Source organism: Streptomyces orinoci (assembly GCF_003121295.1).
Lineage (GTDB): Bacteria > Actinomycetota > Actinomycetes > Streptomycetales > Streptomycetaceae > Streptomyces > Streptomyces orinoci.
Window position 1 is genome coordinate 1,460,944 of sequence record NZ_PHNC01000031.1, and the last position, 19,632, is coordinate 1,480,575.

The window sequence follows — 19,632 nt, forward strand, 5'->3', positions numbered from 1 at the left end:
CGCCCCGGTGGGCGGTTGTGCCCACCCTCCCCCAGCTACCGCTGGGAGGTGCCCCCATCGCCCTGCGGAACGACTGCCCACAACCGCAAGAAGAGCGGGCCCAGGGTCAGAGACCCCGGACCCGCCCTACTGGCCAGTCAGGCGAACCCTTACGCGTCGAAGACCTCGGCGATCAAAGTAGCCTGCTCCACCTGATGCCGCTTCGCGGAACCCACCGCCGGCGAGGAGGAGTGCGGCCGGGAGATCCGGCGCAGCCGCTCCGCGGCCGGCACATCCGCCCCGACCGCCAGGTCGAGGTGGTCGATCAGGTTCAGCGCGATAAACGGCCACGCACCCTGGTTCGCCGGCTCCTCCTGCGCCCAGATGTACTTCTCCGCGTTGGAGAACTTGGCGATCTCCGCCTGGAGTTCGGCACCCGGCAGCGGGTACAGCCGCTCCAGACGGATCAGCGCGGTGTCGGTGATGCCGCGCTTCTTCCGCTCGGCGTCCAGGTCGTAGTAGACCTTGCCCGAGCAGAAGACCACCTTGCGGACGTCCGCCGGGTTGACGCTCTCGTCACCGATGACCGGCCGGAAGCCGCCCGTGGTGAACTCCTCCGCCTTGGACGCCGCCGCCTTCAGCCGCAGCATCGACTTCGGGGTGAAGACGATCAGCGGCTTGTGGTGCGGGTTGTGCACCTGCCAGCGCAGCAGGTGGAAGTAGTTCGACGGCAGCGTGGGCATGGCGACCGTCATGTTGTTCTGCGCGCACAGCTGGAGGAACCGCTCGACCCGGGCCGAGGAGTGGTCCGGGCCCTGGCCCTCGTAACCGTGCGGCAGCAGCAGGGTGACGCCGGAGGTCTGGCCCCACTTCTGCTCGGAGGAGGAGACGAACTCGTCCACGATGGACTGGGCGCCGTTGACGAAGTCACCGAACTGCGCCTCCCACAGCACCAGCGCGTCCGGGCGGGCCAGCGAGTAGCCGTACTCGAAGCCCATCGCCGCGTACTCGCTGAGCAGCGAGTCATAGACGTTGAAGCGCGCCTGGTCCTCGGAGAGGTACATCAGCGGGGTGTAGTCCTCGCCGGTCTCCCGGTCCACCAGCACCGCGTGGCGCTGGCCGAAGGTGCCGCGGCGGGAGTCCTGGCCGGCCAGCCGGACCGGGGTGCCCTCCATCAGCAGTGAGCCGAAGGCGAGGGTCTCGCCCATGCCCCAGTCGATGGTGCCGTCCTCGATGCTGGCCGCGCGGCGCTGCAGCTGGGGCAGCAGACGCGGGTGCACCGTGACATGGTCGGGGATGTTGACCTGGGACTCGGCGATCCGCTTGATGACCTCCTGGGAGACCGCGGTCTGCACCGGCACCGGGAACTCGGCCTGCGGGGCCGGGACTTCGGCCGGGGTCTGGGCGGTGTCGGCCTCCCGGACCTCGATGAAGACCTTCTCCAGCTGGCTCTGGTAGTCCTGCAGCGCCTGCTCGGCCTCTTCCAGGGTGATGTCGCCACGGCCGATCAGGGACTCGGTGTAGAGCTTGCGCACCGAGCGCTTCTTGTCGATCAGGTCGTACATCAGCGGCTGGGTGAAGCCCGGGTTGTCGGACTCGTTGTGGCCGCGGCGCCGGTAGCAGATCAGGTCGATGACCACGTCCTTGTTGAACGCCTGCCGGAACTCGAAGGCCAGCCGGGCCACCCGGACCACGGCCTCCGGGTCGTCACCGTTGACGTGGAAGATCGGGGCCTCGATCATCCGCGCCACATCGGTGCAGTACATCGAGGAGCGCGAGGACTCCGGCGGGGCGGTGAAGCCGACCTGGTTGTTGATGACGATGTGCACGGTGCCACCGGTGCGGTAGCCGCGCAGCTGCGACATGTTGAGGGTCTCGGCCACCACGCCCTGGCCGGCGAAGGCCGCGTCACCGTGCAGCTGGATGGGCAGCACGGTGAAGTCGGTGCCGGCCTTGCCGATGATGTCCTGCTTGGCGCGGGCGATGCCCTCCACCACCGGGTCCACGGTCTCCAGGTGGGAGGGGTTGGCGGCCAGCGAGACCTTGATCTGCTCGCCGTCCAGGCCGGTGAAGGTGCCCTCGGCGCCCAGGTGGTACTTCACATCGCCGGAGCCGTGCATCGACTTCGGGTCCAGGTTGCCCTCGAACTCGCGGAAGATCTGGGCGTAGGACTTGCCGACGATGTTGGCCAGCACATTGAGCCGGCCGCGGTGGGCCATGCCGATGACGGCCTCGTCCAGCCGGGCCTCGGCGGCCGCGTCCAGCACCGAGTCCAGCAGCGGGATGACGGACTCGCCGCCCTCCAGCGAGAAGCGCTTCTGGCCGACGTACTTGGTCTGCAGGAAGGTCTCGAAGGCCTCGGCGGCGTTGAGGCGGCGCAGGATGCGCAGCTGCTCCTCGCGCTCGGGCTTGGCGTGCGGGCGCTCCACCCGGTCCTGGATCCACTTGCGCTGCTTGGGGTCCTGGATGTGCATGTACTCGATGCCGGTGGTGCGGCAGTACGAGTCACGCAGCACGCCCAGGATGTCGCGCAGCTTCATCATGGACTTGCCGGCGAAGCCGCCGACCGCGAACTCCCGCTCCAGGTCCCACAGGGTGAGGCCGTGCTCGGTGATGTCCAGGTCGGGGTGCTTGCGCTGGCGGTACTCCAGCGGGTCGGTGTCGGCCATGACATGGCCGCGCACCCGGTAGGAGTGGATCAGCTCGAAGACCCGGGCGGCCTTGGTGACATCGTCGTCGTGCGAGGCGTCGATGTCCCGCATCCAGCGGACCGGCTCATAGGGGATGCGCAGGGCCTCGAAGATCTCGTCGTAGAAGCCGTTCTCGCCCAGCAGCAGCTGGTGCATGATGCGCAGGAACTCGCCGGAGGCGGCGCCCTGGATCACCCGGTGGTCATACGTCGAGGTCAGGGTCATGACCTTCGAGATGCCCATCTTGTTCAGGGTGTCCTGGGAGGTGCCCTGGAACTCGGCCGGGTAGTCCATCGCGCCCACGCCGATGATCAGGCCCTGGCCGGGCATCAGGCGCGGCACGGAGTGCACGGTGCCGATGCCGCCGGGGTTGGTCAGCGAGGCGGTGACGCCGGTGAAGTCCTCCATCGTCAGCTTGCCCACCCGGGCGCGCTTGACGATGTCCTCGTAGGCCTGCCAGAACTCGAAGAAGTTGAGGGTCTCGGCCTTCTTGATGGCCGCGACCACCAGCTGGCGGTCGCCATTGGGCTTCACCAGGTCGATGGCCAGGCCCAGGTTGACATGCTCGGGCTTGACCAGGGTGGGCTTGCCGTCCTTCTCCGTGAAGGAGTAGTTCATCGACGGCATCAGCTTCAGCGCCTGCACCATGGCGTAGCCGATGAGGTGCGTAAAGGACACCTTGCCGCCGCGGGCGCGCTTGAGGTGGTTGTTGATGACGATGCGCTGGTCGAACAGCAGCTTCACCGGGACGGCGCGGACCGAGGTGGCGGTCGGCAGCTCCAGGGAGGCGTTCATGTTCTTGGCGACCGCGGCGGAGGGGCCGCGCAGCGTCACATACTCGGGGCCGGCCGGGGCCTCGGTCGCCGGCTGCGCCTTGGGCTTGGGCCGGGCGGCCGGAGTGACCGGCTTGGCGGGCGCCGGAGCCGCGGCGGGAGCCGGGGCGGCGGCAGCGGCCGGCTTGGCCTGCGGCGCGGCGGGTGCCGGGGCCGGAGCGGCCGGCTGGGCGGCGGGCGCCGGGGCGGCCGGCTGGGCCGGGGCCTTTGCGGCGGCGGGCGGCGCGGCGGGGGCCGTGCCCGCGGGCGCTGCCGCCTGCGGCGGATTCGCGCCCGGCTTGTAGTCGGCGAAGAAGTCCCACCAGGCTCGGTCGACCGAGTTCGGGTCCTGGAGGTACTGCTGGTAGATCTCGTCGACGAGCCACTCATTGGGACCGAACACGTCGGCAGGGCTCTTGCCCTGCCCGTCTTGGTCGGTCGAGATGCTCGATGAGTTCGGGGACTGTGGCGACACGGCGGCAACCGCCCTCTTCCGCTTCCTAAGGTGGTGGACAGCGGGAATAAAGGCTACGCCTGTCAGGGGCTCCGATGCAGGCCACCGGGGCCAGTCGTCGCCTAAGTCACACTCTCCACCGGGTTTCGTGGCATGACGGGACGGGAAACACACGGGGTTCTGCGTCTCCCCGTGGTTTCCAGGTTCGCTGAAGCTCGCCCCACATCCATCGGAATGTGTGCGTCCGCCATCGACCCTACGTCAACTCTGATCACGAAGGTCCTCCCGGAAGAGTGACCTTGATACGACAACCACGCGCTGACTCGGCCACCCCTATGCTCCCGCCGTGCAGATCGACCGCCCAGCGGGCGATCGCCAGCCCCAGCCCGGTGCCGCCGTCGCCGCCCGGCCCCTGGTGGTCCGCGCCGCCCCGGTTGAACCGCTCGAAGACCCGGTGCCGCTCCGCCTCCGGGATGCCCGGCCCCTCGTCCAGCACCTCCAGCGCCAGCGAGCCGGGTGTCTCGCCCTGGCGGGCCCGTACCGTGACCCGGCCATGCGGCGGGCTGTGCCGCACCGCGTTCTCCACCAGATTGGCCACCACCTGGTGCAGCCGCTCGGCGTCCGCGTGCGCGGTCAGCTCCGGCGGCCGGACGTCCAGATGCAGATGGACGTCCTTGCGGGACCGCGCGGTACGGCCGGTGACGGCGTTGCTGGCCATGCTCGCCTCCTTGAGCACCCCGGCCAGATAGGGCCACACCTCGAAGCGGCGGGCGCGCAGCGGGACCACCCCGTTGTCCAGCCGGGACAGATCCAGCAGCTGTTCCACCAGCCGCCCCAGCCGCTCGGTCTGCTGAAGGGCGGTGCGCATGGTCTCCGGGTCGGCCGCCGAGACCCCGTCCACCACGTTCTCCAGCACCGCCCGCAGGCCCGCGATGGGGGTGCGCAGCTCATGGGAGACATTGGCGACCAGCTCCTTGCGGTGGGTGTCCACCGCCTCCAGGTCGGCCGCCATCCGGTTGAAGGCGGTGGCCAGCGCCCCGAACTCGTCCCGCCGCCCGTCGCTGACCCGCCGGGTGTAGTCGCCGTGCGCCATGGCGCGGGTGACCTCGGTCATCTCGTCCAGCGGCGCGGTCAGGCCATGCGCCACGAACTGGGTGATCAGCAGCGAGGCGATGATCGAGAAGATGGTGATCACCCGTAGCTCGGTGGCCGAGTGGATGGCCAGGAACACCAGCAGGGTGGTGATCACCACCGAGCCGATCACCAGCGCGCCCAGCGCGGCCTTGACCGAGCGGAACGGGTCCAGCGGCCGCAGCGCCTCCCAGACCCGCGCCCACAGCCCCGGCCGCTCCGCCCCGCCCGTCCTCACGCCGCCGGGGTCTCCAGCGCGTACCCGACCCCGTGCACGGTGCGGATCCGCTCCGCCCCGATCTTGCGGCGCAGCGCCTTGATATGGCTGTCCACGGTGCGGGTGCCGGAGGCGTCCGCCCAGTCCCACACCTCGGCCAGCAGCTGCTCCCGGGAGAGCACCGCCCGCGGGGTGTTGGCCAGACAGACCAGCAGGTCGAACTCGGTGGGCGTCAGATGGACGTCCGCCCCGCGCACCCGCACCCGCCGCTGGGCGTGGTCGATCTCCAGCTCGCCCAGCCGCAGGATGCCGCTGCGCGGGGTGTGCGCGGCCAGCGTGGCCCGCTCCACCCGGCGCAGCAGGACATGCACCCGGGCCGCCAGCTCCCGCATGGAGAACGGCTTGGTCATATAGTCGTCGGCCCCCACGCCCAGGCCGACCAGCATGTCCGTCTCGTCGTCCCGCGCGGTGAGCATCAGCACCGGCACCGGCCGCTGCGCCTGCACCCGGCGGCACACCTCCAGCCCGTCATAGCCCGGCAGCATCACGTCCAGCACCAGCAGATCGGGCTGCCATGCCTCATTGGTGTCCACGGCGGCCGGGCCGTCGCCCGCGGTCCTTACCTGAAAACCCTCGGCGCGCAGCCGTGCCGCGATGGCCTCGGCGATGGTCCGGTCGTCCTCGACGATCAGCACCCGCCGCTGTGCCCCGGCGGAGACCGCCGCACCGCTCGGGCCGATGTGTGTCTGCTCCATTGCGCCCGCCCCCAGCGTTTTAGTGCCCGCCACCCTCCAGGTGTGGCAAGCAGGGTACGGGCAGGTGGCGGGGCACGGCTACGCGGCGCCGAACGCCAGGTGGACGACGTCCGGGACGCCTCGGGCAACCGCGATCTCTTCGGTGGTTACCTCGGCGAATCCGGCATTCCGGAGGGCTTCGTCAAACTCTTCGGACGGCTGTGCGGACCATACGGCCAGCACTCCGCCGGGCGTCAGCAGCTTCCGGCAGGCGGCCAGTCCGGCGGGGGAGTAGAGACCCCCGTTGTCCTCGGTGACCGTCCAGCCGGGACCGTTGTCGATGTCCAGGCAGAGCGCGTCGAAGGAGCAGCCGCCCTGCTGGACGTAGGCCACCAGATCCGCCTGGACGATCTCGGTGCGCGGGTCGGCCAGCGCCGCCGCGGAGAAGGCGCCCAGCGGGCCGCCGCGATGCCAGTCGATCACCGCCGGCTCGCGCTCCACCACGGTGATCCGGCCCCAGCGGGGCTCCTCGGCCGCCCTGGCCAGCGAGAACCCCACCCCCAGGCCGCCGATCAGCAGGGCGGGATCCCGGCGCCCGGCGGGCAGCGCGGCCAGCGCCGCCTCCACCAGCCGCCGCTCCGAGCGGCCGTCGGAGGTGTCCATCAGAAAGCAGCCATTGGCGATGATCTCGTGGACGGCGCCCGGCCCCTCGCCACGGCGGCGCAGCACCACCTCCCCAAAGGGGCCGTCGCGGCGGTCCAGGGTGACGGGAGGGTGGTGCGGGGCGTGTGAAGCGGTCATAGGAGCCTCCGTCGGATGTCAGGGTGGTGACAAAGGACTTCCTGATCCTTCCAAGGAGTTGATGCGCCGGGGGGCGTGCCCCTTAATGTTCGTAGCGAGCGGCCGGTCCAGGTCGCCGGAAAGGGGCCTGGCCGAGTGAGTGCGGTTGACCCCGGCGGGGTGCGGCGGCGGCTTCGCGCGCTGGGCGAGCTCATACCCACGCTCCGGGCCACCCCGTTCACCTTCTGCTACGGGCTGGTGCTGCTGGCCACCGCCCTCTATGCCGAGCTGGCCGACGAGGCCACCGTCAACCGCCTGCTGCGCGGCTCCAGCACGGACGCCGCGCATCTGGCCGACCGTCCGGCGCTGGTCATGGTCGCCAGCGCGCTATGGATAGCGGGCGGCCTGTTCTCCTTCTACGGCCTGGCCTTCGCCCCCGTGCTCGGCGCCCTGGAACGCCGGGTCGGCGGGCTGCGTACCGCCGTGGTCTTCACACTGGGCCATGTGCTGGCCACCCTGGCCACCGAGCTGCCGGTGGCGGGCGCGGTGGCGGCGGGGCGGCTTCCGGCCGCGTCGCTGCACCGGCTCGACTACGGCATCAGCTTCGGGCTGATGGCCTGCCTGGGGGCGCTGGCCGGGCTGCTGGCCCCGGCCTGGAAGTGGACCATCCTGGGCGGCGCGGGCCTGCTCTGCGCCCAGGACCTGATCGAGTTCGCCGATCCACTGGCCAGCTGGGGGCATCCGATAGCGCTGCTGATCGGCATCGCCTGCCAGGTGCGGCTGCGTGACCGGGTCCGTCCGGGGTACGGGGCCGCTCCGGCGCGGGGCACGGCCGGCGACCCGCCCCGGGTTCCGGAAGGGTTGCTGCCGGTACCGGACGGGCCGCTGACCATCGCCCGCGCCGCGGAGGCGCCGCGCGAGAGCGGGCTGCTCCACGGGCCGCGTCCGGCCCGGACCGAGCCCGCCCCGGCCCCGGATGCGGCGCCCGGCGGCGAGCCCCGCCATGCGGACGCCCTCGGACCGCGCTGAGGCCGGCGCCCCGTAAGGGGCGCGGGGCGGCTATTCGATATGCGGCTCCGCCGCGTGGGCGCGACAAGCCCCCACCGGCCCGCAGGTGACAAGTGGCCGCAGTCCAGAGCCGATCATCGGGCGTCCTGACTGCCCATACGCACCGCGCGCCCCGCGAGAGCTCGTGCTCACCGGCCCCGTGAGCGCCCCGTCCTCACCGCACCCCGCGGTGATCGCTCAGAGCGAACAAGCCCTCGGGAACAACCGCACCCTCCCCACGCATTGAGTCGGCATAGCTCAACTTGCCTGCCGAAGGGGAGATCATGGCTTCGACGTCCACACCGCTCACCCTGCCCGTCCTGCCGCTCGACGACGAGGTCGTGCTGCCCGGCATGGTGGTTCCGCTGGATCTGTCCGCCACCGAGGTACGCGCCGCCGTCGAGGCCGCCCAGGCCGCCGCGCAGGGCGGGGCCAAGCCGCGGGTGCTGCTGGTGCCCCGGGTGGACGGCACCTACGCCGGGGTGGGCACCCTGGGCAGCGTCGAACAGGTCGGCCGGCTCTCCGACGGCGACCCCGGCGCGCTGATCCGCGGCCTGCGCCGGGTGCGCATCGGCGCCGGGACGACGGGCCCGGGCGCGGCCCTCTGGGTGGAGGGTGCGGTGATCGAGGAGGTCACCCCCGACCCACTGCCCGGTGCCGTCACCGAGCTGATGAAGGAGTACAAGGCCCTGGCCACCAGCTGGCTGCGCAAGCGCGGCGCCTGGCAGGTGGTGGACCGGGTCCAGCAGATCGAGGACCTCTCCCAGCTCGCCGACAACTCCGGCTATTCGCCCTTCCTCACCGTCGCCCAGCGCGTCGAGCTGCTGGAGACCGCCGACCCGGTGGCCCGGCTGAAGCTCGCCGTGAAGTGGCTGGGCGAGCACCTGGCCGAGCAGGATGTCGCCGAGTCCATCGCCAAGGACGTCCAGCAGGGCGTGGACAAGCAGCAGCGCGAGTTCCTGCTCCGCCGCCAGCTGGAGGCCGTCCGCAAGGAGCTGGCCGAGCTCAATGGCGACCCGGAGAACGAGTCCGAGGACTACCGGGCCCGGGTGGAGGCCGCCGAGCTGCCGGAGAAGGTCCGCGAGGCGGCCCTGAAGGAGGTCGGCAAGCTCGAACGGGCCTCCGACCAGAGCCCGGAGAGCGGCTGGATCCGCACCTGGCTGGACACGGTGCTGGAGATGCCGTGGAACGAGCGCACCGAGGACGCCTATGACATCCCCGGTGCCAAGGCCGTGCTGGACGCGGACCACGCGGGCCTGGAGGACGTCAAGGAACGGATCACCGAATACCTGGCCGTGCGCAAGCGGCGCGCGGACCGGGGCCTGGGAGTGGTCGGCGGGCGGCGCGGGGGCGCGGTGCTCGCGCTCGTCGGCCCCCCGGGCGTGGGCAAGACCTCGCTGGGCGAGTCCGTGGCCCGGGCCATGGGCCGCAAGTTCGTCCGGGTGGCGCTCGGCGGTGTCCGGGACGAGGCGGAGATCCGCGGCCACCGGCGCACCTATGTCGGCGCGCTCCCCGGCCGCATCGTCCGCGCCATCAAGGAGGCGGGCGCCATGAATCCGGTTGTCCTGCTGGACGAGATCGACAAGGTGGGCTCCGACTTCCGCGGCGACCCGGCCGCGGCCCTGCTGGAGGTCCTGGACCCGGCCCAGAACCACACCTTCCGCGACCACTATCTGGAGGTCGAACTCGACCTGTCCGATGTGGTGTTCCTGGCCACCGCCAACGTTCTGGAGGCCATCCCGGAGGCCCTGCTGGACCGGATGGAGCTGGTCCGGCTGGACGGCTACACCGAGGACGAGAAGGTGGTCATCGCCCGTGACCACCTGCTGCCCCGCCAGCTGGAGCGGGCCGGACTGGACGCCGCCGAGGTCACCGTCGCCGACGAGGCGCTGCGCAGGCTGGCCGGGGAGTACACCCGCGAGGCGGGCGTACGCACCCTGGAGCGCACCATCGCCCGGCTGCTGCGCAAGGTGGCCGCCCAGCATGAACTGGGCGAGCGCGAGCTGCCGTTCACCATTGGCACGGACCAGCTGCGGCCGCTGATCGGCCGCCCGCACCACACCCCCGAGTCCGCCCAGGACCCGGCCGAGCGGCGCACCGCGGTGCCCGGTGTGGCCACGGGGCTGGCCGTCACCGGTGCCGGCGGCGACGTCCTCTTCGTGGAGGCGTCCCTGGCCGACCCCGAGACCGGCGGCGCGGGCCTGACCCTCACCGGCCAACTCGGCGATGTCATGAAGGAGTCGGCCCAGATCGCCCTCTCCTTCCTCCGCTCCCACGGCGCCGAACTGGAGCTCCCGGTCGGTGACTTCAAGGACCGCGGCATCCATCTCCACGTCCCCGCGGGCGCGGTGCCCAAGGACGGGCCCAGCGCGGGTATCACCATGACCACCGCACTGGCCTCGCTGCTCTCCGGGCGCCAGGTGCGGCCGGAGGTCGCCATGACCGGCGAGGTCTCGCTCACCGGGCGGGTACTGCCGATCGGCGGCGTCAAGCAGAAGCTGCTGGCCGCGCACCGGGCCGGGATCACCACGGTGATCATCCCCAAGCGGAATGAGCCGGACCTGGACGATGTCCCCGCCGAGGTCCTCCAGAAGCTGGAGGTCCACCCGGTCTCCGACGTCCGCCAGGTCCTGGAACTGGCCCTCACCCCGGCCACGGCGGAGGTCGCCATGGCGGCGTAGGGGCCCCGCATGGCCCGCGGCCGAACAGGCCGCCCCTGCGGGGCGGATCACCCCACCCACGCACCACCCGTGGAGGCCAACCGCCAGGGTTGCGCTCTCCGGTGGGGGGCGCCCGCCGTTGGCGTCAGCGGGCCGCGGTGGGGGTGCCCCGCCAGGGGCGCGGGGAACTGCGCGGCCAGCCACACCCGGCCCGCGGTCGGGCGACAGGCAGTTGTCGGCAGACGCTTCGTCGCCGGGCGGGGCGCCCTCCCAGGGGCATGGGGAACGCACGACCGGCCGCCGTCCCCCGAAGCAGCCCACATCGCCAACCCCCACCACACATTCCTTAACCTTGGGCCGTGCAGTTCTCGATCCTGGGCCCGGTGGCCGCATACAACTCCGAGCGGCCCGTGCCGATCGGCGGCCTGCGGGTACGCGCCCTGCTCGGGCTGCTCGCCCTGGAACCCGGCCGTACCATCCCGGTGGACCGGCTGGTGGACGCCCTCTGGGGCGACGAACCACCGGCCAAGCCACGCAACGCCCTGGCCACCGTGGCCAAACGGCTCCGCGCCGCACTCGGCGAGACCGGGCTCGTGGCGGGCGGAGCCGTCGGCTACGCCCTGGCGGCCCCGCCGGAAGCGGTGGACGCCGAACGCTTCGCCCGCCTCGCCGAGCGCGGTACCGCCGCCCTCTCCTCCGGCGACCCCGAGACCGCCGCCTCGCTGCTGGCCGAGGCGCTGGCCCTGTGGCAGGGACCGGAAGCGCTGGCCGACCTCATCCAAGTTGCTCCCTACGCCGCCCCCGCCGCCGCCCGGCTGGCCGAGCTGCGCCTGCGGGCGGTGGAGGACCTGGCCGCCGCCCACCTGGCCGCCGGCCGGTTCGCCCAGGCCCTGGACGCCCTGGCGGCCGACCGCGCCGCGCACCCGCTGCGCGAGAGCCTGGCCGCCCTGGCGGTACGGGCCCTGGCCGGCGCCGGCCGCCAGTCCGACGCGCTGGCCCAGTACGAACTGACCCGCGCCCTGCTCGCCGATGAACTGGGCATCGACCCTTCCCCGGAACTCTCCGCCGCCCACCTGGCCGTCCTGCGCGGCGAACTCCCGCCGCAAGCGGCACCGGCCCGCCTGACGGCCGTATCCACCGCCGTATCCACCGCCGCACCCACGCCCGCATCCGAGCCGGCCACCCACAACCTCCCCACCCACAACCTCCCCACCCCCCGCACCGGCTTCATCGGCCGGGAGGACGAACTCGCCGAGCTGACCGCCATGTTGGCCACGGGCCGACTGGTCTGCCTGGTCGGCCCCGGCGGGGCGGGCAAGACCCGGATCGCGGTGGAATGCGCCGCCCGCGCAAAGGAGTCGGCCGTCCGCATGGCCGAACTGGCCGCGGTCACCGACCCCGACCAGGTGCCCTACGCCGTGCTGGCCGCACTGGACGTCCGGGACACCGTGCTGCAGCGCGACGACGGCGCCGCCGCCGACCCGCTGGACCGGTTGGTCACCGCCCTCACCGGACGCCCGCTGCTGCTGGTGCTGGACAACTGCGAGCAGGTGATCGAGGCGGTGGCCGAGCTGGTGGACCAGGCCCTGGCCCGCTGCCCGCAGCTGCGGGTGCTGGCCACCAGCCGGGAACCGCTGGGCATCCCCGGCGAACAGCTCTGCCCCGTACCGCCGTTGGGCCTGCCCGGGCCCGGGGACGGCTGGCAGCGGATCGCCGAGGCCCCCGCCGTACGGCTCTTCGCCCAGCGCGCCGCCGCGGTCCGCCCCGGCTTCACCGTCGATGAGGACAACGCGGCCGCGGTGGGCGCCATCTGCACCCGCCTGGACGGCATGCCGCTGGCCATCGAACTGGCCGCAGCCAAGGCCCGGATGCTCACCCCCCGGCAGCTGGCCGACCGGCTGGACGACCGCTTCCGCCTGCTCACCGGCGGCAGCCGTACCGCCCTGCCGCGCCAGCAGACCCTGCGCGCCGTGGTCGCCTGGAGCTGGGACCTGCTGACCGAGGACGAGGCCCGGGCGGCCCGCCGCTTCTCGGTGTTCGCGGGCTCGGCCACCCTCGAGGACGCCGAGCGGGTGTGCGGCGCGGATGCCCTGGACGCCCTGCTCTCGCTGACCGGCAAGTCCATTCTGACCGCCGGCGACGACGGCCGGCTGCGGATGCTGGAGACCATCCGCGCCTATGCCGCCGAGCGCCTGGCCGAGGCGGGGGAGGCGGCCGAATGGCGGCTGCGGCACGCCCGTTGCTTCACCGAACTGGCCGAGACGGCCGAGCCCCTGCTGCGCACCCGGGCCCAACTGGCCTGGATCGACCGTCTGGTCACCGAGCACGACAACTGCCTCACCGCGCTGCGTGGCGCCCTTGAACTTGCCGAGACCGCCCTGGCGTTGCGGCTGTGCGCCGCGCTCGGCTGGCTGTGGTGGCTGCGCGGCCAGCGCGGCGAGGCCGCCCACTGGGCGGGCCTGGTGCTGGCGGCGGCCGGTCCCGTCCCGCCCGCCGGAGCCGTCCGCGCCCATGCCGCCTGCCTGCTTGTCTCGCGGATCGGCGACTTCGCCCACCCCACCGACTTCACCGCGGTCGCCGGCGAGTGGCCGGCGGAGTTCGCCGCCGGCTTCGAGGAGCTGACCGAGCGGTTGGCCGCGGAAGGCCCGGTGCACCCGCTGCTGCTGATCTCCGGCGCCTCCCTGACGGCCGTCGCGGGCCGCACCGAACGGGCCGTCCAACTCTTGGACGGCTACGCCGAGTCCACCGATCCCTGGCTGGCGGCCACCGCCCGCCTGGTACGCGGCAGTCTGCGGATGCACGAGCGGCGGCCCGACCTCGCCGATCCCGATCTGGAAGCCGCCGCCGACGCCTTCCGCCGGCTCGGCGAACGCTGGGGCCTCAGCCAGGCGTTGATGCTGCTGATCCGGCACCGGGTACTGCGTGGCGGCGGACTGGCCGCGGCCGGGGCGCTGATGACCGAGGCGGACGGTCTGATCGCCGACTGGCTGGGCGCGGACGAGATCGTCGCCACCCTGCTGCGCCACGCATATCTGCGGCTGCGCGAGGACGATCCGGACGGGGCGGCGGCGGATGTGGCCCGGGCCGCCGGGGCCGCCTCCGGCGCGGGGGCCGGCGCCGCGCTCCAAGTGGGGCTGGCGCGGGCCGCGGTGGACGCCCGCCGTGGGGACTTCGAGGCCGCGTTGCCCGCCTTCGAGCGCGGCCTGGCCGAACTGGAGGCGCAGGGGGCGAACCCCTATGACACCGCGTTCTTCCGCATCAACCATGGGCGGGCGCTGAGCGCCCATGGTGACCACGCCGCCGCGGTGGAGCGGTTCCGCACCGCGCTGCGCAGCATGGAGCGGGTGCCCTACACCCCGTTGCGCATCATGGCCCTGCTGGGATTCGCCGCCACGGCGGTGTCCGCGGGGGAGTACGAGACGGCGGCGGTCGTCTACGGCGGCTGCGCGGCGGTGTTCGGAGTGGGCCAGGGTTCCCCGGACAGCGTCCGGGCCCGGGAACGGGCCCGCGCCGCGCTCGGCCCGGCGGCGTACGAGGCCGCGTTTGCGCGGGGCGGCTCACTGGATCTGGGGCAGCTGCTGGAATTCGTGGCCTCGGCGGGCTTCTGACGTTGATGTGGCGCACCCGCCGCGTTGTGTCCACCGGGCTGCACCCGGCGGCGATGCCGGCGTCCGCTGATGGCCCGCTTCGTTCGGCTGCGGGCCATGGGTGGCTGGTCGCGCCCACGCGGCGGAGCCGCACATGTGACAGCGACCCGCGCCCCTAAAGGGGCGCCCCCAGCACCAGCCGGGAGGGGCGGGCGGTGTCGTGGTGGACGCGGTAGACCGCCGGGGCGTTCAGCGGTGCGGGGTCCGCACCGTAGCGAGGCCGGCCCAGGGCGGAGAGTTCCAGGCGGATACGGTGGCCGGGGGCGAACTCCGCGTACCCACAAGCAAGTTGGACGCGCAGTTCGCGGGCGGCGGCCGGGCCGGTGCAGACGGCCTCCGCAAGGGCCAGGGCCAGCACCTGCCCGTCGGGCCGGACATCGGTCAGAGCCACCAGCAGCCGCCCCTCGGCCACCGGGATCCGCAGTCGCAGCACCGCCTCGGCGGCTCCCGCCGGGACCGGCCCGGGCAGCGGGCCGGAGGTCCAGCACAGGACGTCCTCGCGCAGCTGGACCGGCCCGCGGTCGGCGCCGCGGGGGAGCGGCGGCACGGGGGTGTACGGGTCGTGGTACAGCACGTCGGAGGGTTCCCGGCCGGGAGGGGCCAGGACCAACTTCCCGTCACCCGCGGCGCTTTGGGCCGCGCCGCCACTGCTCAGGAACCAGGTCTCAGGCCGCACGGGAACCCCTGCGGCAGGCCACCAGCGCAAAGCCGGCCGAGGCCAGCAGCCAGCCGGCCAGCACCAGCAGGGCGGCGGCGTGCGGCGCCCGGCCGTGGGCGGCGTCCAGCGCCAGCTCCGCATAGCGGTTGACCGGGGTCACCCGGGACACCCCCTGAAGCCAGTGCGGCAGCTTGTCCACCGGCGCCCACAGGCCGCCCACCACCGACAGCAGCACATATCCGGCCACCGAGACCGCCTGGGCGAGCTGCGGGCGCAGCAGATGGCCCACGCCCAGCGCCAGCAGGGCGAGCGGCGCCACCCCCAGCCACAGCACCAGCACCGTGGCCGCCCACTGGGCGGGCGAGTGGTGCACCCCGTAGCCCAGCGCACCGGCCAACTGGACGGCCAGCACCGGCGGCACCGCGCCCAGCATCCCGGTCAGGGCGCGCACCCCCACCACCTGGGCCGGGCGCACCGGCATCAGGCGCAGCTGGCGCAGCCAGCCGCCGGCCCGGTCCTCGGCGATACCGCTTCCGCTGTTGAGCACCGCGCCCATGGCGCCGAAGGCGGCCATGGTGACGGTGAGGAAGGACAGCGACTCGGTGTCCTGGGCACCCCTGGCCTTGTTCGCCAGCACCACATACATCACCAGCGGGGTGACCAGCGAGACCATCAGGAAGCTGATATTGCGCACCAGCCGGGTCGCTTCCAGGCGCAGATAACCGAGGGTCATATCCATTTTCGCGTTTTCCTTAATGTGCAAAGGGAGTTGATGGTCAGCGTCCGGCACCGGTGAGGGCGACAAAGGCGTCCTCCAGCCCGGCGCCGGTCACCTCCAGGCCGCGTACCGGCCCCAGCGCGGCGAGGGTGGCATCGGCGTCCACGGTGCGCAGCCGGACCCGGCCGCCCCGCGTCTCCGCTTCCAACACGCCCGGCAGCATGGCCAATTGGGAGACGGGCATACCCGGGTCGGCGAAGCCGATGATGCGGCCGGCCGCCGCCTGCTTCAGCTCGGCGCTGGTGCCGTCGGCCACCAGCCGGCCGCGGTCGATCACCACCACCCGGTCGGCGTTGGCGTCCGCCTCCTCCAGGTAGTGGGTGGAGAAGACAATGGTCCGGCCCCGGGCGGCGTACCGCCGCAGCGCCGCCCACAGTTCCCGGCGCGCCTCCACATCCAGCGCGGCGGTGGGCTCGTCCAGCACCAGCAGCTGTGGGTCACCGGCCAGCGCCATGGCGAACCGCACCCGCTGCGCCTGGCCGCCGGAGAGCCGGTCCACCCGCTTGCGGGCCAGCCCCTCCAGTCCGGCCGCCCGCAGGATCTCGGCCGTGGGCAGCGGCCGCGGGAAGGCGCGGCGCACAAAGCGGATCAGCTCGGCGACGGTGACCCGGGAGACCAGCCCGCCCTCCTGCATCATCGCGCTGACCTGCCCGGCCCGTACCGCCTGCGCCGCGGGGCAGCCGAACAGCTCGACCCGGCCCTCGTCCGGCTCCAGCAGGCCCAGCATCATCGCCACCGTGGTGGACTTGCCCGCCCCGTTGCGGCCGAGCAGGGCCACCATCTCGCCCCGCCGGATCGTCAGGTCCAGACCGTCCACCGCGGGGGCGGCGCCACCCGGGTAGCTCTTGCGCAGCCCCGACAGCCGGACCGCCGTCGCCGCCGTCTGACCGATCTCCATCGTCCTTGAATCCCTTGCCCTCGCCGTGCTTGACGACTTCACTGTCGAGGGAGGCGATGGCAGGCCGATGGCACCGCGATGGCAGCGCCGATGGCAGCACCGGGGGGGCGCCCATGGCCGGGCCCGCCGTGGATATCAGGGCTCCAGCACCACCATGTGCCGCCGCTTGTTGTGCTCCCTCAGCGCCTTGCCGAGTTCCCGAGCGCTGCTTCCGTCACCCCGCTCCAGGCAGGCGTCCCGGGCCCGCATGAACTGGACGCAGGCGTCGCAGGTGACGTAGTTGACGGACCCCATGGCCGAGGAGTGCGGCACGGTCACGACCGGGGCCGCGTGGGTCATGGTCAGCGGCATGGCGATGGGCCGGGGCATCATCATGGGCGCGCCCCCCGGCTGACGCCGCCGCTCCGGCCGACGACGACCGGAGGACGGCCCCCGAGTGCCGAAGGGTCGTCCTGGCCGCTCGCCCCCACTTGCCGCCTCTCGTCGGCCCCGGCCGGCCGCAGCGCGTCGGGCCGGGCCTCCCACTCTGCCCAGACGCCGGAGTACGCAGGAGCGCTGGAAGAGGGCAATGTGAAGCGGGGCGCCATCACCCCCGAACAAGCCGCTGAACGAGTCGAGTCCCTGGCGGAGCGGCAAGCGGCTCTGGTGCGGCGCACTCCACCCCTCGTGGTCGTGATCCTGGATGAGAGTTGCATCCGGCGGCCGATCGGAGGGGCTGAGGTCATGGAGCGCCAGCTGGCCAGACTGATCGAGTTCGCCGAACAGCCGGACAACACGCTCCAGTTGGCGCCCTACGCCATAGGCGAGCGACGCCCGTTCAACCGGCTGGTGAATCTGCTGGTCCTGTCCGACCGCTCTGTTGTCTCCTACGTGGAGTCCGAAACGCATGGGCACTTGGACCGGGAAATGACCTCCTCGCTGCCGTTGATGAGGGCCTCCCATCAGCTACAGGCCGAAGCACTCTCCCAGGCGGATTCAGTGGCCGTGATCGAGCAGGTACGAAAGGGCACCCCATGACGACCGACTCCCTCCCCCTCACCTGGTTCAAGTCCTCCTACAGCGGCAACGGCGGTTCCTGCATAGAGGTCGCCACGGACCTCGTTGCCTCGCGTGGCGTGGTCCCCGTCCGTGATTCCAAGGACCCTCATGGGCCCGCACTGCTCTTCGGCTCCGGCGCCTGGTCGTCGTTTGTGACCAGCGTCAAGAACGAGGAGCGGCAAGGCCGTTAACCTCCGTCGGCCGGAGCCCTGACCTGCTACCCGCGGGCCGGGGCTTCTTTGTTGCGGCCGGCGGCGGAACGGACGTCATCCCGCGCCAGGGTGCCCGACGCGACCGGACAAGGGCGTACCCGATAAACGCTTCTTATCCGCCGATACAAAGCCGGTATTGGACGCGCGAGTTACGCGTCCCCAAAACTTACCTGCATGCCGCAGCTTCAAGATTCCACGCAAAAGTCGGTCGCCCAGGTACTCGCGGACGCGATGGTGCGGCATGGTGTCGCGGAAGTCTTCGGGCAGAGCCTGCCCACCGCCTTTCTGCTGGCCGCCGAGAGCCGTGGCATCCGGCAGGTGGTCTATCGCACCGAGAACGCGGGCGGCGCCATGGCCGACGGCTTCGCCCGCGTCAGTCATCGCACCGCCGTGGTGGCGGCCCAGAACGGGCCCGCCGCAACCCTGTTGGTGGCCCCGCTCGCCGAGGCGCTTCAGGCGTCCACCGCCGTGGTGGCCGTGGTCCAGGATGTGCCGGCCGGCAACCGGGACCGCAACGCCTTCCAGGAGCTGGACCACTTGGCGCTGTTCGCCTCCTGTGCCAAGTGGGTGCGCCGCCTGGAGGACCCGGCGCGGGCCGCGGACTACGCCGATATGGCCTTCACCGCCGCCGCCTCCGGCCGCCCCGGTCCCGCGGTGCTGCTGGTGCCCAAGGACGTGCTGGACCAGGAGGTTCCGCCCGAAGTGCCGCCCCGTACCGCCTGCCTGGGGCGGGTGCCGCTGGACCGGCCGCGGCCGGCTGCCGAGCAGGTGCGCCGGGCCGCGGAACTGCTGGCCGGTGCCGCCCGCCCGGTGATCATCGCGGGCGGCGGGGTGCATGGCTCGGACGCGGCGGCGGAACTGGCCGCGCTCCAGGAGCACGCCGCGCTCCCGGTGCTCACCACCCCCATGGGCAAGGGCGCGGTGGACGAGCGCCATCCGCTGTCCGGCGGCGTCATCGGCCACTTCATGGGCCACCGCGGCATGGCCCATGGCCTGCTGCCCTGGCTGGCGAAGGCGGACGCGGTGCTGCTGGTGGGCACCCGTACCAACGAGAACGGCACCGACTCCTGGCGCACCCTGCCGCGCAGCGCCCGCTATGCCCATCTGGACATCGACGGACGGGAGATCGGCCGCAACTACGAGGCGCTTCGCCTGACCGGAGACGTACGGGCGGGCCTGGCGGATCTCCGCGCCGCACTGGCCGGGCAGGCCGTCCGCCCGGAGGCCGAGCGGGCCCTGGCCGAGGCCCGCCGCGGCTATCAGGACAACACCCTGGACGTACGCACCAGCGAGGCCGCCCCGCTCCGCCCGGAGCGGGTGATGGCCGAGCTGGACCACCGGCTCACCCCCGAGACGGTGGTGGTCTCCGACGCCAGCTACTCCTCGGTGTGGACCGCCAACTATCTGCACGCCCGCCGCCCCGGCCAGCGCTTTGTGAGCCCGCGCGGACTGGCCGGCCTCGGCTGGGGCCTGCCCATGGCGCTGGGCGCCCACCTGGCCCGGCCCGGCGCGCCGGTGGTCTGTGTCACCGGTGACGGCGGATTCGCCCATGTCTGGGCCGAGTTGGAGACGGCCGTCCGCGAACGGCTGCCGGTAGTGATCCTGTTGCTGGACAATCGCCTGCTGGGCTACCAGAAACACGCCGAGATCCACACCTACTCCGCCGCCACCAGTGCGGTACCGCTGGGCCCGGTGGACTACCCGGCCATCGCCCGCGCCTGCGGGGCGCCCGCCTGGGATGTCCGCCAACCAGCCCAGTTGGGCGGCGCGTTGGACGAGGCCCTGGCGGCGGGCCGGCCCGCACTGGTGCGCATCGCTACCGACCCCGATGCCTTCCCGCCGCTCACCGGGTGGGAGAACGACCCCCGGCTCGGAACCCAAAACCCTCAGGAATGAA

Annotated in this window: 13 protein-coding genes and 1 pseudogene; 6 read left to right on the forward strand and 8 right to left on the reverse strand. The window is 72.5% G+C overall.

Annotation, left to right across the window (positions count from 1 at the left end; translation table 11 throughout):
* Positions 1 to 149: 149 nt before the first annotated feature.
* The 4 genes from CV755_RS29070 to CV755_RS29085 all read right to left on the reverse strand — a co-directional run bounded on the left by CV755_RS29070 (position 150) and on the right by CV755_RS29085 (position 6,818).
* The gene (locus tag CV755_RS29070) at positions 150 to 3,956 is read right to left on the reverse strand and encodes a multifunctional oxoglutarate decarboxylase/oxoglutarate dehydrogenase thiamine pyrophosphate-binding subunit/dihydrolipoyllysine-residue succinyltransferase subunit (protein WP_193553494.1); all 3,807 of its coding nucleotides are present in this window, start codon (positions 3,954 to 3,956) and stop codon (positions 150 to 152) included.
* Positions 3,957 to 4,206: 250 nt separating this feature from the next.
* Positions 4,207 to 5,304, reverse strand: coding sequence for a HAMP domain-containing sensor histidine kinase (locus CV755_RS29075; protein ID WP_109283217.1), 1,098 nt, complete (start codon positions 5,302 to 5,304; stop codon positions 4,207 to 4,209).
* The gene (locus tag CV755_RS29080) at positions 5,301 to 6,038 is read right to left on the reverse strand and encodes a response regulator transcription factor (RefSeq protein WP_109283218.1); all 738 of its coding nucleotides are present in this window, start codon (positions 6,036 to 6,038) and stop codon (positions 5,301 to 5,303) included. Before CV755_RS29080 ends, CV755_RS29075 begins: the two co-directional genes overlap by 4 nt.
* A gap of 78 nt (positions 6,039 to 6,116) precedes the next feature.
* Entirely contained in the window at positions 6,117 to 6,818 is a 702-nt protein-coding gene (locus CV755_RS29085) for a spermidine synthase family protein (protein ID WP_109283219.1), read from the reverse strand.
* A 135-nt stretch (positions 6,819 to 6,953) separates the two neighbouring features.
* Here CV755_RS29085 and CV755_RS29090 point away from each other — a divergent pair, with 135 nt between their 5' ends.
* The 3 genes from CV755_RS29090 to CV755_RS36815 all read left to right on the forward strand — a co-directional run bounded on the left by CV755_RS29090 (position 6,954) and on the right by CV755_RS36815 (position 14,112).
* Complete coding sequence (locus CV755_RS29090; protein ID WP_193553495.1) at positions 6,954 to 7,826, forward strand: rhomboid-like protein; 873 nt, start codon at positions 6,954 to 6,956, stop codon at positions 7,824 to 7,826.
* A 302-nt stretch (positions 7,827 to 8,128) separates the two neighbouring features.
* Positions 8,129 to 10,525, forward strand: a complete 2,397-nt coding sequence (gene lon / locus CV755_RS29095) for an endopeptidase La (RefSeq protein ID WP_109283220.1) — start codon at positions 8,129 to 8,131, stop codon at positions 10,523 to 10,525.
* A 338-nt stretch (positions 10,526 to 10,863) separates the two neighbouring features.
* Positions 10,864 to 14,112 (forward strand): AfsR/SARP family transcriptional regulator, encoded by a 3,249-nt coding sequence (locus CV755_RS36815; protein ID WP_109283221.1) that lies wholly within the window; start codon positions 10,864 to 10,866, stop codon positions 14,110 to 14,112.
* A gap of 154 nt (positions 14,113 to 14,266) precedes the next feature.
* On the opposite strand, the gene CV755_RS29105 is transcribed toward CV755_RS36815, so the two are convergent.
* The 4 genes from CV755_RS29105 to CV755_RS29120 form a co-directional block, all read right to left on the reverse strand.
* Positions 14,267 to 14,827: a CocE/NonD family hydrolase C-terminal non-catalytic domain-containing protein gene (locus CV755_RS29105; protein WP_161968762.1), complete on the reverse strand. Its 561-nt coding sequence runs from the start codon at positions 14,825 to 14,827 to the stop codon at positions 14,267 to 14,269.
* Positions 14,817 to 15,548 (reverse strand): ABC transporter permease, encoded by a 732-nt coding sequence (locus CV755_RS29110; RefSeq protein WP_109283223.1) that lies wholly within the window; start codon positions 15,546 to 15,548, stop codon positions 14,817 to 14,819. The genes CV755_RS29105 and CV755_RS29110 overlap by 11 nt, the downstream gene beginning before the upstream one ends.
* A gap of 37 nt (positions 15,549 to 15,585) precedes the next feature.
* On the reverse strand, positions 15,586 to 16,485 hold the full coding sequence (locus CV755_RS29115; RefSeq protein ID WP_109283224.1) for an ABC transporter ATP-binding protein: 900 nt from the start codon (positions 16,483 to 16,485) through the stop codon (positions 15,586 to 15,588).
* 135 nt (positions 16,486 to 16,620) lie between these two features.
* The gene (locus CV755_RS29120; RefSeq protein WP_162605219.1) at positions 16,621 to 16,860 is read right to left on the reverse strand and encodes a hypothetical protein; all 240 of its coding nucleotides are present in this window, start codon (positions 16,858 to 16,860) and stop codon (positions 16,621 to 16,623) included.
* A 156-nt stretch (positions 16,861 to 17,016) separates the two neighbouring features.
* On the opposite strand from CV755_RS29120, the pseudogene CV755_RS29125 reads away from it, so the two are divergent.
* The 3 genes and pseudogenes from CV755_RS29125 to CV755_RS29135 all read left to right on the forward strand — a co-directional run.
* Positions 17,017 to 17,502 (forward strand): annotated as a pseudogene (locus CV755_RS29125) (DUF5753 domain-containing protein); the annotation flags it as partial.
* Entirely contained in the window at positions 17,499 to 17,714 is a 216-nt protein-coding gene (locus CV755_RS29130) for a DUF397 domain-containing protein (protein ID WP_109283226.1), read from the forward strand. The pseudogene CV755_RS29125 and the gene CV755_RS29130, both read left to right, overlap by 4 nt.
* A 195-nt stretch (positions 17,715 to 17,909) precedes the next feature.
* Positions 17,910 to 19,631 (forward strand): acetolactate synthase catalytic subunit, encoded by a 1,722-nt coding sequence (locus CV755_RS29135; protein WP_109283227.1) that lies wholly within the window; start codon positions 17,910 to 17,912, stop codon positions 19,629 to 19,631.
* The last annotated feature ends 1 nt before the right edge of the window (position 19,632 follow it).